The sequence below is a fragment of the Streptomyces longispororuber genome (genome assembly GCF_024448165.1).
Taxonomy (GTDB): Bacteria; Actinomycetota; Actinomycetes; order Streptomycetales; family Streptomycetaceae; genus Streptomyces; species Streptomyces longispororuber_A.
This window is the reverse complement of the sequence record NZ_JAMOLN010000126.1, coordinates 1-14463: the sequence shown is the minus strand read 5'-3', so window position 1 is coordinate 14463 and position 14463 is coordinate 1. Positions and strand designations below refer to the sequence as shown.

Annotated in this window: 16 protein-coding genes and 2 pseudogenes; 10 read left to right on the top strand and 8 right to left on the bottom strand. The window is 70.1% G+C overall.

The features are described from left to right. Positions 1-133: 133 nt before the first annotated feature. On the top strand, positions 134-580 hold the full coding sequence (locus M4J07_RS30050) for a YdeI/OmpD-associated family protein (RefSeq protein ID WP_255976777.1): 447 nt from the start codon (positions 134-136) through the stop codon (positions 578-580). Here M4J07_RS30050 and M4J07_RS30045 read toward each other — a convergent pair whose 3' ends face one another. Beyond that, positions 581-775 carry a phosphoribosyltransferase gene (locus M4J07_RS30045; RefSeq protein ID WP_255976775.1) on the bottom strand — a complete coding sequence of 65 codons (195 nt, stop codon included), beginning with the start codon at positions 773-775 and terminating at the stop codon, positions 581-583. It lies immediately after the preceding gene. Positions 776-820: 45 nt separating this feature from the next. Here M4J07_RS30045 and M4J07_RS30040 point away from each other — a divergent pair, with 45 nt between their 5' ends. Both M4J07_RS30040 and M4J07_RS30035 read left to right on the top strand, forming a co-directional pair. Then, entirely contained in the window at positions 821-1018 is a 198-nt protein-coding gene (locus tag M4J07_RS30040; RefSeq protein WP_255976773.1) for a hypothetical protein, read from the top strand. Between the two features lie 223 nt (positions 1019-1241). Continuing rightward, positions 1242-2045 carry an SAM-dependent methyltransferase gene (locus M4J07_RS30035; protein ID WP_255976771.1) on the top strand — a complete coding sequence of 268 codons (804 nt, stop codon included), beginning with the start codon at positions 1242-1244 and terminating at the stop codon, positions 2043-2045. A gap of 217 nt (positions 2046-2262) precedes the next feature. Here the strand turns inward: M4J07_RS30035 and M4J07_RS30030 are convergent, their stop codons facing one another. Further along, positions 2263-2496, bottom strand: a complete 234-nt coding sequence (locus M4J07_RS30030) for a hypothetical protein (protein WP_255976770.1) — start codon at positions 2494-2496, stop codon at positions 2263-2265. Between the two features lie 228 nt (positions 2497-2724). Here M4J07_RS30030 and M4J07_RS30025 point away from each other — a divergent pair, with 228 nt between their 5' ends. Then, the gene (locus M4J07_RS30025) at positions 2725-3594 is read left to right on the top strand and encodes a GyrI-like domain-containing protein (protein ID WP_255976768.1); all 870 of its coding nucleotides are present in this window, start codon (positions 2725-2727) and stop codon (positions 3592-3594) included. Between the two features lie 144 nt (positions 3595-3738). On the opposite strand, the gene M4J07_RS30020 is transcribed toward M4J07_RS30025, so the two are convergent. Then, the gene (locus M4J07_RS30020; protein WP_255976766.1) at positions 3739-4200 is read right to left on the bottom strand and encodes a carboxymuconolactone decarboxylase family protein; all 462 of its coding nucleotides are present in this window, start codon (positions 4198-4200) and stop codon (positions 3739-3741) included. A 610-nt stretch (positions 4201-4810) separates the two neighbouring features. On the opposite strand from M4J07_RS30020, the gene M4J07_RS30015 reads away from it, so the two are divergent. Then, positions 4811-5134: a DUF6221 family protein gene (locus M4J07_RS30015; protein ID WP_255976764.1), complete on the top strand. Its 324-nt coding sequence runs from the start codon at positions 4811-4813 to the stop codon at positions 5132-5134. 109 nt (positions 5135-5243) lie between these two features. Here the strand turns inward: M4J07_RS30015 and M4J07_RS30010 are convergent, their stop codons facing one another. Both M4J07_RS30010 and M4J07_RS30005 read right to left on the bottom strand, forming a co-directional pair. Further along, positions 5244-6242 (bottom strand): zinc-dependent alcohol dehydrogenase family protein, encoded by a 999-nt coding sequence (locus M4J07_RS30010; RefSeq protein ID WP_255976762.1) that lies wholly within the window; start codon positions 6240-6242, stop codon positions 5244-5246. 131 nt (positions 6243-6373) lie between these two features. Continuing rightward, a complete protein-coding gene (locus tag M4J07_RS30005; protein WP_255976760.1) occupies positions 6374-6724 on the bottom strand; it encodes an ArsR/SmtB family transcription factor in 351 nt (116 codons plus the stop codon). 362 nt (positions 6725-7086) lie between these two features. On the opposite strand from M4J07_RS30005, the gene M4J07_RS30000 reads away from it, so the two are divergent. Then, positions 7087-7593 (top strand): hypothetical protein, encoded by a 507-nt coding sequence (locus M4J07_RS30000; protein WP_255976758.1) that lies wholly within the window; start codon positions 7087-7089, stop codon positions 7591-7593. Positions 7594-7729: 136 nt separating this feature from the next. On the opposite strand, the gene M4J07_RS29995 is transcribed toward M4J07_RS30000, so the two are convergent. Continuing rightward, positions 7730-8869 (bottom strand): substrate-binding domain-containing protein, encoded by a 1140-nt coding sequence (locus tag M4J07_RS29995; protein ID WP_255976756.1) that lies wholly within the window; start codon positions 8867-8869, stop codon positions 7730-7732. Between the two features lie 488 nt (positions 8870-9357). Here M4J07_RS29995 and M4J07_RS29990 point away from each other — a divergent pair, with 488 nt between their 5' ends. Continuing rightward, on the top strand, positions 9358-11370 hold the full coding sequence (locus tag M4J07_RS29990; protein ID WP_255976754.1) for an outer membrane protein assembly factor BamB family protein: 2013 nt from the start codon (positions 9358-9360) through the stop codon (positions 11368-11370). 97 nt (positions 11371-11467) lie between these two features. On the opposite strand, the gene M4J07_RS29985 is transcribed toward M4J07_RS29990, so the two are convergent. Next, positions 11468-11761, bottom strand: coding sequence for a hypothetical protein (locus tag M4J07_RS29985; RefSeq protein WP_255976752.1), 294 nt, complete (start codon positions 11759-11761; stop codon positions 11468-11470). Positions 11762-11967: 206 nt separating this feature from the next. Here M4J07_RS29985 and M4J07_RS29980 point away from each other — a divergent pair, with 206 nt between their 5' ends. Together M4J07_RS29980 and M4J07_RS29975 are read left to right on the top strand one after the other, a co-directional pair. Then, positions 11968-12660, top strand: coding sequence for a helix-turn-helix transcriptional regulator (locus M4J07_RS29980; RefSeq protein ID WP_255976750.1), 693 nt, complete (start codon positions 11968-11970; stop codon positions 12658-12660). 33 nt (positions 12661-12693) lie between these two features. Beyond that, positions 12694-13215 (top strand): DUF3291 domain-containing protein, encoded by a 522-nt coding sequence (locus M4J07_RS29975; protein ID WP_255976816.1) that lies wholly within the window; start codon positions 12694-12696, stop codon positions 13213-13215. 99 nt (positions 13216-13314) lie between these two features. Here M4J07_RS29975 and M4J07_RS29970 read toward each other — a convergent pair. Then, positions 13315-14237 (bottom strand): annotated as a pseudogene (locus M4J07_RS29970) (helix-turn-helix transcriptional regulator). 11 nt (positions 14238-14248) lie between these two features. Here M4J07_RS29970 and M4J07_RS29965 point away from each other — a divergent pair. Next, positions 14249-14329 (top strand): annotated as a pseudogene (locus M4J07_RS29965) (VOC family protein); the annotation flags it as partial. Positions 14330-14463 lie beyond the last annotated feature (134 nt).

Here is a 14463-nt window from a genome sequence, read left to right as displayed (position 1 = left end):
CGGATCACCTGGTGGGGGCCCGCCCGTGTTCGAACCCGGTAGCCCCGCCGCTGTCGCCTCCGGTGGAGGCGGAAGAGCCGAAGGGGTGGCAGCCTGGAATCGCGATCAACCGGCGTGGGAGTGGGAGCGGACCATGAAGTTCGAAGCGGACGTCGAACCCGTCGAGCCCATGCGAGGGCTGGAGGTTCCCGAGGACGTGGTGGAGGCTCTCGGTGCGGGCAAGCGCCCCCGGGTGACCATCACGATCAACGGTCACTCGTGGACAAGTCGTGTCGCGATCATGCGAGGCCGCTATCTGCTCGGCCTGAGCGGTGCCAACCGGAAGGCAGCGGGCGTGGCGACGGGGGACCGGGCCGTGGTCGAGGTGGAGCTGGACACCTCGCCCCAGACCGTGTCCGAGCCCGAGGACTTCGCCCGCGCCCTCGACGCGGATCCGGCTGCCCGGGCCGCGTACGATCGCCTGTCCCACAGCCGCAAGCGGGCGCACGTACTGGCCGTGGACGGTGCGAAGAAGCCTGAGACCCGGGCGCGCAGAATCGACAAGGCCTTGGCGGAACTGCGACAGTCCGACCGCCCGTGACTAGGACTGCCCATCCCACGCCGGCAGTTCGGCAGCGGTGACGATGCTGTGGACGCCCAGGTCGGCCCGCCGGGCCGGGGCCGTCTGGTCCACGACGACGGAGCAGCCGGCCCACTGCCCGCCGCACTCTTCGACCATTGACCGCGCGGCCGACGCCTGGCTGCCCGTCTCGATCCAGTCGTCTGCCAGCAGCACCCGGTCCCCAGGGCACACGGCCGCCCGCTGCAGACGCAGCTCCTGGTGGACATCGTCCGTGCGGTCCGTGCCTCCGTCTCGCCGACCTTCGTCGTCGCCGTGAAGCTCAACTCCGCCGACTTCCAGCGCGGCGGCTTCGACGCCGACGGCGCACGGCAGGTCATCGAGATGCTCGCACCTCTCGGGGTCGACCTGGTCGAGCTGTCGGGCGGGACCTGGTCGCGACGAGCCCGCTGCCGTTGATGCTCACCGATGGCATCACCCGGCGTGCCACCGCGGAGCAGGTTCTCGCCAGCGGCGTGGCGGTCGTCAGAGCACCGCGGGACGGTGAACCCGGCCGCCCGGTCCGCCGACCGTCGGCGAGCCGAGCGACAACCACTCGCGAAGCGGAGCGGTGGTCCGTGAAGAGCCCACCGTTGTCGCGGAGTTGACCTTGCGGCCTCTTGCTCCATGTGAAGCTGTGCCCATGGATGACGTGAGTGCAGACTTGAAGCACGGGCTGCAGACGGACCGCCCGCACTCGGCGCGTGTGTGGAACTACCTGCTGGGCGGCAAGGACAACTACCAGGTCGACAGCGAGGTCGGCGAGACCATTCTGTCGACCTTCCCGGAATTCGCGGCCGTGGCGCGATTGCAGAGAGGGTTCCTGGTGCGCGCCGTGCGCTTCCTCGCGGCCGAGGCCGGCATCCGGCAGTTCCTCGACATCGGCACCGGGCTGCCCACCGCCGACAACACCCACGAAGTAGCCCAGCGCATCGCCCCGGACAGCAGGATCGTCTATGTCGACAACGACCCGCTCGTCCTCGCCCACGCTCGCGCACTGCTGGCCAGCAGTCCGCAGGGAGCGTGCGCGTACCTCTCGGAGGATGTGCGCAACCCAGAACGCATTCTGGCCGAAGCGGCGCAGACGCTCGACCTGAGCCGACCGGTCGCGCTCACCCTGCTCGGCATCATGGGACAGCTGTCGGACGCCGACCGTCCCGCGGAACTGGTCGCCACGCTTCTGCGGGCGCTCCCGTCCGGCAGCTACATAGCACTGAGCGACGGGATCAACACCAATGAAGCGTTGAACGCGGCCGTGACCGCGTACAACGCGCAGTCGGCGAACACCTATCACCTGTGCTCGCCGGAGGAGATCGCCGGCTATTTCACGGGGCTGGACGTCGTGGATCCGGGCATCGTCGCCACATCGGCCTGGCGCCCGGACGGTACGCAGACCATCCAGGACGCGGTGGACGTCGCCATGTGCGGGGTGGCGCGCAAGAACTGAAGGGTGCGGCGAGGTGACCCGCACGGCGTCCGCATGGAGCGGCGGCAGCGGAATGGAGAGGGGCGCGGTCGTGCTCCGGTCACCGCTCCCTGCTTCCGATCGTCCATAGAGGCAGGGACCGGCATGTGCGGTGCCAACTGCCGCCGACTGGCCTTCGGAAACGACATCGAGCGGGATCTGCCGGCCCGGCCCGCCAGGAGCGACCGACATCCTTCCTTCAGCGTGCGGCGGCGACCGTGGCGGCGACGGTGGACGCGGGACCAGGGGCGGTCGCAGTCACGGCGTGGTGCCCGAACGGCACCGCTGCAGACAGCAGGTTCTGAGCGCGTGAGGAAGGGATGCAGCACGGGCCGTGCCGGTGTGCCTTCACCGTGGACGGTGTGCTGAGCCAGTAGGCGCCGGTCAGCTGGGCCATGGTGAGGGAGATGCTGGTGCTCTGGTCGTCATGCATGCCAGGGTCAACGCCCGGTGGTGCGCGGGGGTGCGGCCGGCCCGCACTTCGCCAGCCCGCGCCAGGTCCGCCACCCCACCCTCCCCGACATCGTCTGCGGCGGCGCGGCCCAACGGCCTCGGGCGCCGCCTGCCGGACATCGCCCCTGTTGCATGATCGGATCGGTTCGCAACGGTCGGGTGGGGGCGGGGTGCCCGCTGCCAGAGTTGAACGCGAAAGGGAGGCCCCGTGATCTCGGCACTCAACCGCCTCGTCGACCTGGTCGAGGAGCACCTCGCTCAGGAGCTCGACGTGGACGCACTGGCGGCGACGCTCGGCACGACCGGCTACCACCTGCGCCGGATGTTCTCGTCGCTGGCAGGGATGCCCCTGTCCGAGTACGTGCGGCGGCGCCGCATGACCGTCGCCGCGGGCGACGTCGTGCGTAACGAGCGCGACCTGCTGGGCATTGCCGTCCGGTACGGGTACGGCTCCAGCGAGGCGTTCGGTCGTGCGTTCCGGGCAGTCCACGGCGCCGGTCCGAGTGATGTGCGCCGTGACGGAGGCCCCTTGCGCACCCAACCGCAGCTCAGGTTCCGCCTGACCGTCGAAGGGAGTTCCCCCATGGACACCCGTATCGTCAATCGCCCCGCGTTCCGGCTGGCCGGACACGCGGCCCGGGTCCCGCTCATCCACGAGGGCGTCAACCCGCACATCCAGCGGCACATCGCCGCTCTGCCGCCGGAGGAGCATCTACGGCTCAAGGCCCTCGGCGACGCCGAGCCCGCAGGGCTGCTGCAGGTCAGCGATGACGTCGACCCCGACGCCAGGGAGGGGAGCGAACTGACCTACCTGCACGGCGTCGCCCTTCGCCAGGACACCACGGTGCCCGACGGACTCGACGTGATCGAGGTTCCCGCCGGGACCTGGGCGGCCTTCCACATCAGCGGACCGTTTCCGCAAGCTCTGCAGACGACCTGGGCGGCGACCGCGACCGAGTGGTTCCCGTCCAACCCGTGGCGGCTGCGGCCCGGCCCCTCGATCGTCGCCTTCCTGGAGCGCGCGGACGATTTCAGCACCGCGACGTGCGAGCTGTGGCTACCCGTCGAAGAGGCATGACCGGACGGTGGCAGGGACACCGCCGCAGGCGGCGAGGCCGTCGGCCAGGGTCTCCGGCAACAAGTGCCTGGACGCCGCCGGCACCGCCGACGACACCACGGGAGCGGGAGCACGTTCCCGGTGGATCCGGCGGGTGCCGCGGGATCAGTCGGCGCTGACCGGGTACCGGCTCGTGATGGCGACACGGTTCCAGGCGTTCATGACGATCGTGAGCCAGGTGACCGCGGAGATCTGCTCGTCGCTGAGCGTGCCCGCGGCGGCGCCGTACTCGGCGTCGCTGACGTGTCCGTCGGCGACGCGCGTGACAGCTTCGGCCAGACGCAGGGCGGCGCGCTCGGTCTCGGTGAAGTAGCCGGTCTCTTCCCAGCCGGGCAGGACGGCGATGCGGTCAGGGTTCTCGCCCTTCTTGAGCGCGTCGCGGGTGTGCATGCGCAGGCAGAACGCGCAGCCGTTGATCTGGGAGGTGCGGATCTTGATGAGCTCGACCAGCAGCGGATCAAGACCGGCCGCGGTGGTGGCCTCCTCGGCGCAGGCATTGAGCGCCATCAGCGCTTTGTAGGCGGCGGGGTGCTGCTTGCCGATGTTGCTGCGGGCGTTGTCGGACATGGTGGTGGCGGTCCTTTGCTGTGTCGTGCGTGCGAGGCGAAGGGCCCCGGGGCGGCCAGGGGCCGCATGATCGGGGATCTCCCGTTCGACGGTATGCCCGAAGTGTCCCAGCCTCATGGTCCAATTCTGCGCAAGTGTGATGGGCCAATGTGGGGGCGACGGTGTGCAGCGAACGGCTGTCCGTCGTCTCGCAGGGCCGCAGGTATCCGTGGTGTGGTGCCGGGCCATGCCGGCTTCCCGCGCCGTCATCCGGCTGCTCGCGTCCGGTCGCGGGGCACCTGGATACTCACCCCGACCGGGGGTCGCAGGGGCATCAAGGTCTGTCCGGCACGCCAGGGACCGTCCGCCCGCACGTCGTAGCGAAGTGGTTCCGGTCTAAAGGAAGTTGGTGCCGGGCGGAGGCTACCGTCGGTATGCTCTGACCGGTCAGGGCCCGGATACGCATCTCGTCGCCGAAGGTCGCCTCGCACGCGATGCCGGGCCGCGATCATCGAGCCGAACACATCGTCCGGCGGCAGCATCCACGGACCCGGCCCCCGACCCGGACTCCTCCTGTTTCGGCCGGGGCCAAGGCGCGGCCGGGCCGACCGGGTGGGGGTGAGCTGAGGCTTTGCGCACCACGATCAACTACCTGGTCGGGTTCCTGCACGCCCGGCTGGATGACGACGAGCGTGACGCCCGGCTCTTCCATGAACTGGACTGTCCGGTGCGAACTGCGCTTGCCCCGCGCGCCTGTTGGTGTCCCTGCCCGGGGCAGCTCCTCGGGCATGTCGACATCAACCGGAGCTTGGTCGCCCGGCACATGGAGCGTCTCGAACGCGAACGCATCACGCAGGGCTGGCCCTCGGAGTCGATCCGCGCGTTCGAATGCCTGAAGGCCATGGCTCTGGCCTACGAGCTCCATCCGGACTGGCCGGACACTTGGTACCCCTGAGCGCGTTCGTGGGTGAGCGGGAGCCTCGCCGGTCGGCGGGGGAGCGTCCGGAGGGGCCTCCTGCGCCTTCCCGGGAACGTCGGCGGATTCCTCCCGCGGACCGATCGCTCTAGTTCTCCGGGACGGTGACGACGATCTTGCCGACCTGTCCGCCGGCCTCCAGGTACCGATGGGCTTCGGCGATCTCCTCCAGCGGGAAGGTCCTGTCGAGGGTGGGGGTCAGTTCGCCCTTGGCGACGCCGTCGGTCACAAAGGCGACCGCTTCGGCGCGGCGCTGGTCGTCGGTGGTGATCTCGAAGAGTTCGAACCCGCGGATGGTGAGGTGCTTGAAGAGCACCTCACCGACGTTGAGCGGCGTGGGGGCGCGGTCGAGGACGCCGTAGAGGACGATGTGGGCTTCGTGGGCCGCGGCGGTGACCAGGTCGGCCAGGGCCGTACCGCCGACCGGATCGAAGACGACGCGGGCCCCCTGGCCGCCGGTCAGCTCCCGCACGCGGGCCGGCACGTCTTCCTCGGCGGTGGCGATGACCTCGTCGGCGCCGGCATCCAGGAGCTGTCGGCGCTTGGTACTGGTGCGGGTCAGCGCGATGGCGCGGGCGCCGGCCTTGTGGGCGATCTGGATGGCTGCGAGGCCGACGCTGCTGGAGGCGGCGGAGATGAGCACGGTGTCGCCGGGGCGAATGCCGGCGAGATCGACCAGGCCGCCGTAGGCGGTGATGAACTGCATCCATACCGCGGCAGCCTCTCGGAAGGACAGCTGCTCGGGATGGGCGACGACTGCGTGGGCGGGGGCGAGGACCGCTTCGCCGTGCACCGGGTAGTCGGTCATGGTGAAGGACGGCACCACGCTGACCGCGTCGCCCACGCTCAGGTCGCTCACGCCGTCGCCGATTGCCTCGATCACTCCGGCCGCCTCGTAGCCGATACCGGAGGGGAGGACGGGGTCGATGCCGTACTGGCCCGACCGGAACATCGACTCCGCACGGTTCAGGCCCAGTGCCCGGGTGCGGATCAGGACCTCGCCCGGTCCGGGGACGGGCAGGGGGACCTCCTCCAGGCGCAGGACGTCGGGGCCACCGATCTGGTGGAAACGGACGGCGCGGTTCATGCAGGGCTCCTGGGTGCGAGGGGAACGCCGGGATCTACCCGGCCTGTTCCTCCAGGCTGCCCCAAGGTTCGACAACCGTCAAATTACGACGCTCATCGAACTATGTACGCGACCGGACCCTTTGCCGCCCCTCAGGCCGTCCCTGGGTCGACCTCCTCCGCGCAGGCCGCGACCACCGCCGGGAGCAGACCGGGGAAGCGCTCCTCCAGTTCCCCGGTGCGCAGTGTGTTGAACTTCGTGACCCCCACGTAGTACTGCCGGATCACACCCGCTTCGCGCAGGACGTTGAAGTGGTGCGTGAGCGTGGAGGTGGAGACGGGAACCTCGAAAGTGCCGCAGCTCATGTCCTCGCCCTTGCCTGCGAGCTGGGACACCACCATCCGGCGCACCGGGTCCACCAGTGCTTCCATCACCTGCTGGAGGTCCACCTGGGTCAGGTCGGGGTGATCCACCGTCCGGGGGGTGGTGCGGGGGCGTGCCACGGTCAACTCCTAGGCGTGATGTCGACGACCCGCCCATAATACGACCCACATCGAAGTAAGGGTCTGGGGCGAGGTGGCGCTGGTAGTTCCGGTGGGAACCGCGACCGTGAGGCGCTCGTGTCCTCGTACGAGTGGACGAGATTCCGCGCGCGGCCCGCGGGGGGACCATGCAGATCGTCGAGGTGACCGGATACGCCGTCCGATCCGCTGTCATCACCATGAGGCGTAGGGCGACGCCCCTCGAGTTCGTGATCTTTCCGATGCTGCACGTGGCATCGCCGACGTTCTACTCCCAGGTCCGCACCAGGCTCAAGGGCTGCGATCTCATCGTCATGGAGGGAATCCGGGGCAGAGCGGTCGGAGTGAGCGCCCTGACCCTGGCGTACCGGTTCGCCCCACGGCGCCGGCGAAACGGTCTGCAGGAGCAGCGCGATGAACTGCTGCTCCCCGAAACAGTGCCCGTGGTCAACCCGGACGTGACCGCGGCGGAGGCGATCGCGGACCTGAAGGAACTGCCGCGCTGGATGTATCTCCTGCTCCTGACTGCGGCGCCCGTGATGGGCCTGGTGTTCGCTTTGCGCGGGCCGCGTGCCTTCCTCGACGAGGACCTGGCGGTCGACGATCTGCCGACGACGCTGCGGGCGGAGATGATGGCCGACGACCCTGTGGTGCATGCGATGACGGACCGGCGCGACGAGCGGCTGCTGGACGCGCTCGGCGAGATCCACGCGACGCGCGCCGACGAGCCGATCCGGGTGGCCATCGTCTACGGGGCGGGCCATGTCCCGGCGATCGTGTCCGGCCTGATGGATCGGTACGGGTACCGGGCGCGGGAAGCGGAGTGGCTGACCGTGCTTGTTCCGGCCTGAGCAGGGCGGTGGGCGTACCTGGACGTGGACCACTGAACAACGTCACGCGATGGCAAGGGCTTCAGCTGTCGTAGAGGGAGAACAAGCTGATCGGTGTGGCCGGGCGGAGTCCCGGGCGGAGCCCCGAGCGGCTCCGTCATGTGGCCCTTGGTGACGTGCGTTCAGTTTGGGGTGCGGTGCCTCCGCAGGACGCGCGGACGATCAGGTTGGGCCACAACTGGACGCGGTGGACGGGGCGTTCCACCGGATCGGTGGCGTGGGCCAGCGCCATTTCGGCGGCCACCACGCCGAGCCGGTGCTTCTGCGGGCGTACCGCGGTCAGGGGAGGGTCGGCGGCTGCGGCCACTTCGTCGTCGTAGGTGATGACGGCAAGGTCGTCGGGGACGGTGAGGCCGTGTTCATGTGCGCGTTCCACCAGGCCGATGGCTTCGCGGTCGGAGTGGACGAACAGGGCTGTGGCGCCTGCCTCCCGGCAGGCGCGGAGTGTGGCGTCGTAGGCGTCGGCCCATCCCGAGGATCCGTACGGTGGTACGTCGTGTGCGAGGCCGTCGTGGCTGGGGAGGTCCAGTGACGCGGTGGTGTCCTGCCAACCTGCGCGCAGGGCCTGGGTGGTGGGACTGAAGCGGGCCGTGATGAAGGCGATGCGGCGGTGGCCGAGGGTGACCAGGTGTCGCACGGCCAGTCCGGCGCCGAGGCCGTGGGCGGTGGTGGCGGCGTCGAGAGGCAGTGTGGGCAGGGCCGGTGGTGGCAGTCGTTCGACGAGGACGACGGGGACATCGAGGGTGCCGAGCCAGCGCAGCAGGTCCTGGCCCGCGTCACCGGTGTTGGTGGGTGCGACGATCAGGGAACGCACCCCGCGAGCGAGGAGCCCGCTCACCTGGCGGCGGTCCTCTGCCGCGTCGTAGGCGGAGGACCGCAGCACCAGTCGCCCGCCCGCGGAGACGACGGCGGAGTGGGCGCCTTGGACGACGGCCGGCCAGTAGTACTCGACCGTGGGGACGACCATGCCGACGAAGGCTTGGTCGGACGGTCCTCGGTGGGAGAAGGATCCGCCGTGGAAGGCTCGGGCGTCGGCTCCGGATCCAGGGCTGCGGTAGGGGAGCGTGACTCCTCCGTGCACGCGTGTGACCAGACCGCGGTCGGCCAGGATCGTGACGTCCCGGCGTACCGTCACCGCGGTGACACCGAGGCGTTCGACCAGGTCGGCCAGGCGCACGGTGCCGTGTGCTCGCACGGTGGCGAGGATGTACTCCCGCCGTTCCGAGGCCAACGCCATTGCTTCCCCGTATTCGTCTTCGTTCTGATCGCTTTGCGTTGTCCGCTTGCTGTCGAGACCCGTCTGTTCTACCGCAGCGTGAGTGGTCCGGGGAATCGGCCGGTGCTTGATGGCACTGGCTGCCTGCGGTCCACGGCTGCGGGGAGTGTGGGGAGGTCCGGTCGCGGGCGCGGCGACCTGAAGTGATCTTTGTTTTCCTTTCGGTTCTGATCGAAGCACTTCGTTGTCGTTGACCGAAGATCGTGCAGGCGCTGGAGTGTGCGCACACCTTCCCGCACGAAAGGACACCCTTGGTGTTCGGTCTCTCTTCCTGCGCCGACCGCAGCGGAAGCGCCCTTCGGGCGCACCGGACCCTCCGGAGCCGTGCGAGCGCCCCTGCGGTCACGGCGGCCCCGTCCCGACCGGAAGGCGGTCGGGGCCGACTCCCGGCCTGACCCGTGCCCTTGCCGGGCCCCGTCCGAATCTCGACTCAGCCCAGGAGAAGTGTGATGAACCATCACCGCCCCACCAGAAGGACCGTACTCAGAGCGGGCGCACTGGCCGGCCTCGCGACCGGCGTCGGCCAGGCCGCGAACCCGGCGCAGGCAGCCCCCTCCGCCGACGCCCCGGGCCCGCGCATCGTCGACCTGGGCCCCGGCGTCCTCCAGTTCGCGCTCATGAGCGCGGTACTGGTCGGTGACACCGTCTACATCGGGTCCCGCAACGTGGAGCCCGTCCAGATCATCGCCGTGGACCTGCCGACCCAGAAGGTGGTGGCAACCACCGAACTGGAGAACGGCCACTCCATCCAGGCCCTGGCGGCCGATGGCAGCGGCAGATACCTGTACGCGGGAATCCTGCAGAAGGCATCCGGTGACCGTCCCAACCTCTTCCGGTGGGACCTGAGGACTCCCGACAAGCCGGCCGAAGCCCTCGGCGCGCTCGCCGACCGAGACGTCCGCGCGCTCGCCGTGGCACCCGACGGCGTCGTCTACGCGGTCGGCGGCGGAAGCAGCACCGCCCCGGCCCTGTGGGAGTACGACCCCGCGACCGGTGCGATCCGCAACGTGGGGACCCCGGACCCGAAGGTCACCCTCGCGCGGGCCGTCGCGGCGACCCGTACCCACGCCTTCTTCGGCGCGGGCACCACCTTCAACGGCGGCGGGGACACCAGCCGCGCCGCTCTCTACGCCTACGACAGGTCCGCCGGGGGCTTCACCTCCATCGCCCCCTCGGAGATGCTGCGCGATCCGAGCATCCGAGACCTCGCCGTCCTGGGTGACCGGCTCGCCGTGAGCACCGCCGGCTCCACGGAGGACTCGAAGGTCGCCCTCATCGACCTGAGCGACCTGTCCTCGTACCAGCTCGCGACGTCGATCGGCAAGGTCGCCAAGTCGTTCACGACGATCGACGACACCGTCTACTACGCCAACGAATCCGGTCTCCTCGCCTACCGGCCGACCACGAACACGATCTCGCCCGTCTCGTACGACGGCCCCGAACTCGGCGAGATCTGGGGCGTGGACAGCCGGGCGGGCCAAGCCGTCGTCACCTCGGCGTACGGCTTCGTCGCCCGGATCGACCCGGTCAGGAAGACCGCCGACGTCACCGACCTCGCGAGCGTCGGCGCGCCTCTGATGCCGCAGACGGTGATGGGCATCGCGGCAGGCGGTGGCCATGTCTACGTGGGCGGAAACGCGACGATCGCCCGCCACGGACTGGGCAGCGGCGAGGTGGTCAACCTCCGCGCACCCGGAGAGGCCAAGGACGCAGTCGTCGTCAACGGTCGTCTGTACACCGGTCAGTACAACTCCCAGGGAATCTGGTGCCACGACCCGCGTACCGGCAGGACCGGCCAGGTGGCTCACTTCCCGTCAGAACAGAACCGCCCGCTGGACGTCACCTTCGACGAGGTCAACGGTCTTGTGCTCGCCGGGGTCCAGTCCGACACCGAGGGCGGCGGAGCCCTGTGGACCTACGATCCGGGGACCGGCCGGTCCCGGCACTTCGCCGACCCGGTCGACGCCTCGCAGTGCGTCCGCGGCATCGCGACCCGGGACGGCGTCGCCTTCCTCGGTGGCGACAACACCGCACCCACCGGGCCGCGCAGCACCGTCGTCGCCTTCGACCCCGTCGCCGGCCGCGAGCTGTGGCGGATCGACCCCCAGGAGACGGCGGGCGTCGCCGCCCTCGCCGTACGAGGACGCCACCTCTACGGACTGTCGCGCAAGGGCGGCCTCTTCGTGATCGACATCCCGCGACGCCGACTGATCCACCGCGCGGATGTCACCTCGGTGAGCAACGGATTCGCGGCGATGGTGACCAACCGCGGCGTCGTCTACGGCGTCTCCGACACCACGGTATTCCGCTTCCACCCGCGGACGTTCGCCGTCACGGTCGTCGTGCCCGACATCGACGGCGGCTGGTACAGCGGCTCCCACATCGCGCAGGACGATTACGGCCGTCTCTACACCATGCGCGGCCGCAACCTCGTCCAGATCACCGACCCCCACCGGCTCTGACAGTGTGGTCGCGCCGGCAGAGGAACGACGCGGCCGTCTGCCTGGCCGTGATCGGTGGCGCCGGCCATGCCGCGATCGCTGCCGCCCGCCCAACCGTCTACTGGTGGCTGCGGAAGTGGTCCCGCAGCGCGTCGCCGCAGTCGTCCTCGGTGCCGGTCCTCACTCGGGAGAAGGCGAGTACGTCGTCTCCCTCGCCGTCTGCTCGGGCCGTGGCCAGCTGTCGCTCCACGTCCGCGATGATCCGGGCGCACTCGGCGGTGACGGGCTTCTCGGGTGGTTCCTCCGGGGCCGAGGAGGCGTTCAACTCGAGGGTGGCGGCAAGGCCGGCGGCGCACAGGACCGCCCACGCGGCGCCCCACGTCCGGCGTCGCATCCGTATCGGCTTGGGCATCCAGGCATCCTATGAGCGGGGCGTGGCGCGCGTCGCCGAGTCGCGTCGGTCGACGTGCTCCGTGTGCTGAACGGAATGGGTTCAGAACGGACGGCTCTGGACCGTGCCTGAGTTCCGCGAGCGGAGGGTCGCGTCCGCCTTGCTCGGCGGACGGATCGTCCGAGCAGTTTTCTATCTCGAACCTGTGTTGTTTCTAGAATGGCCGGGTGACGGATGACATTGATGCGATCGCGGTGCTCCAGGACCCGGTCCGGCGCAGGCTGTACGAGTTCGTGGTGGCACAGGGGCGTGAGGTCGGCCGCAACGAGGCCGCCGAGGCGGCCGGGGTGGCGCGTACGCTCGCGGCGCACCATCTGGACAAGCTGACGGCGGCAGGGCTGCTGGAGAGTGGCAGTCGCCGTCTGACGGGCCGGTCGGGGCCGGGGGCGGGGCGACCGGCCAAGGTGTACACGCGGGCGCGGGGCGAACGGTCGGTGTCTCTGCCCGGCCGGGACTATCGCACGGCTGCGGAGTTGCTGGCCGAGGCGGCGGAGGAGGCGGGACTGGATGCCGGGCTCGGCGCCGCCGCGCGGCGCCGCGGCGAGGCCCTGCGCGGGTCCGAGGTGCCCTGCGGCGATCTCCGGGAGGCGATGCGGGTCCTGGAGGCCCGGGGGTACGAGCCGTACATGAAGGCGGCCGAAGGCGCCGAGGAGCTGGACGGTCCGGCCTCCGGGGTCGTCCGCATGCGCAACTGTCCTTTCCACGCTGTCGCCGAGCGGTTTCCGCCGCTCGTGTGCGGTATGAACCTCGCGCTGCTCGAAGGGCTGCTCGGTGTGGACGGTCCGGTCCGCGCTCGCATGGACGCCCGGCCGGGGGAGTGCTGTGTGGTGCTCGAAGCTTCTAAAAATAATGAGGATTGACATAGAAATGCGGTGCGTGCTGGGATGAGCGCCATGACCCGACCCGCGCCTGTCGCCCAGCTCGCCGAGCTCAACGTCGTCACGCTTCGCCACCCCTTCGAGGACCCGCGCATGGCGTCGTTCGTCGAACTGCTCAACCCGATCAACGCCGAAGCCGACGCCGCACCCGGCTTCGTGTGGCGGCTTGTCGAAGAGGGGGCGCAGGACGCGACCGGCCTGCGCCCCGCGGGGGAGGACGTCGTTGTCAATCTGTCCGTGTGGGAGTCGCCGGAAGCCCTGTGGGACTTCACCTATCGCAGTGGGCATCTGGAGGTGATGCGTCGCCGCCGAGAATGGTTCGATCGGCACTTCGAGGCGCACCTGGTGCTCTGGTGGATCCCCGCCGGTCATATTCCGTCGGTCGACGAGGCGTTGGAGCGGCTGGCGGATCTGCGGTCCCACGGCCCCTCGCCCCGCGCGTTCACCTTCGCCTCGTCCCACACGGCGGCCGAGGCGGCTCAGTGCCTTCGACCGACGCCGGCTGCTGCTACGGAGGAACTTCGGTCCGCTCCGTGACACCAGGCCGGATCGAGGAGTGAGCTGACGTACCAGGGCGGCCACTTCGCCGACTCTCGCTGACTTTCACCGGCGCGACGCCGGACACCGGTCGTGCCCTCAGGCTCGCCGCGCGGAGGATGTCAGGCGATCAGCGAGCGCTGTGACGAGATCCCGGAGTTCGGCGGGGCGCTCGACGACGAACGGCCGGTCGATCGCGGCGAGTACGGGAGGCAACCAGCCGAGCCGCTCCGCGCGCAGATCGACACGCAGCCAGTCCTCGGCCGGATGGCCCCGGCCCGCCGGGGGGTCGCATGTCTCCAACTGCGCGACGCTGGCGGGCAGGTGGACGCCGACCTGCTCAGGAGGCCTTTGGGCTCGCAGGGTCACCTCGTGCCGGTAAGGGGCCGTCGCCAACCCGGACAGAACGCGCTGCGCCGGATCGGGATCCACGGGCGCCTCGAACGAGCCGGGAAGTGTCCGTGCGTCTGTGATCCGATCAAGGCGGAAGATGCGGTCCTCACCGACCTGGGCGTCCTTGCCCGTGACGTACCACCTGCCCGCATGGGCGACGATGCCGTACGCGGGCGCGGCCGTTCGCTGCGCCGTCCGTCGCGGTCGGTGTAACGGATCAGGACTGGGCGGTGGTGGTGCACGACATCGGCGATCGTGAGGAGGACATCGGCGTCCGGGGTGTCGAACTCGCCCGGCTGGTCCGTGAAAGCGAGAGCCTCCCGGAGCGTGTCGAGACGGCGGGCGATGTGCCGGGGCAGTACGTGCCGGATCTTCGCCGATGCCGTTTCGCTCGCGGTGCGGTGCGTGGCCGTCAGCCCTGCCCGGCGGCCGGCGACGAGGCCGAGCAGGGCGGCCAGCGCCTCGCCGTCGCTGAGCATCAGCGGCGGCAGCCGGTTCCCGGGTGCGAGCCGGTAGCCGCCGTAGCGGCCGCGCACCGACTCCACGGGCACGTCCATGTCGATCAGTTGGTCCACGTACCGGCGCACGGTGCGTCCTTCGACGCCGAGCCGGTCGGCGAGCTCGGCCATCGTCCGGGTGGCTCGTGCGTGACCCCGACGGCAACCTGGTCAACTTCTTCACCCCCGTCACCCCGGCAGCCATCGAGAAGTTCGCCCGCTGACGCCACGCACGGCCGCCCCACGCGGGGAGCCCAGCAACCCCCCGGCCCCCGGACGGACCGGTGCCGTCCATGCACACGTGCGGCCGCTCGCCGAACTGTCGACGAACACCCTGCGCCGTCGGCGGTGCAGGGCG

Coding starts and splice junctions, on each gene's coding strand:
- M4J07_RS30050 (WP_255976777.1), top strand. CDS start 134: ATGAAGTTCGAAGCGGACGTCGAACCCGTCGAGCCCATGCGAGGGCTG.
- M4J07_RS30035 (WP_255976771.1), top strand. CDS start 1,242: ATGGATGACGTGAGTGCAGACTTGAAGCACGGGCTGCAGACGGACCGC.
- M4J07_RS30030 (WP_255976770.1), bottom strand. CDS start 2,496: ATGCATGACGACCAGAGCACCAGCATCTCCCTCACCATGGCCCAGCTG.
- M4J07_RS30020 (WP_255976766.1), bottom strand. CDS start 4,200: ATGTCCGACAACGCCCGCAGCAACATCGGCAAGCAGCACCCCGCCGCC.
- M4J07_RS30010 (WP_255976762.1), bottom strand. CDS start 6,242: ATGAACCGCGCCGTCCGTTTCCACCAGATCGGTGGCCCCGACGTCCTG.
- M4J07_RS29995 (WP_255976756.1), bottom strand. CDS start 8,869: ATGGCGTTGGCCTCGGAACGGCGGGAGTACATCCTCGCCACCGTGCGA.
- M4J07_RS29990 (WP_255976754.1), top strand. CDS start 9,358: ATGAACCATCACCGCCCCACCAGAAGGACCGTACTCAGAGCGGGCGCA.
- M4J07_RS29985 (WP_255976752.1), bottom strand. CDS start 11,761: ATGCCCAAGCCGATACGGATGCGACGCCGGACGTGGGGCGCCGCGTGG.
- M4J07_RS29975 (WP_255976816.1), top strand. CDS start 12,694: ATGACCCGACCCGCGCCTGTCGCCCAGCTCGCCGAGCTCAACGTCGTC.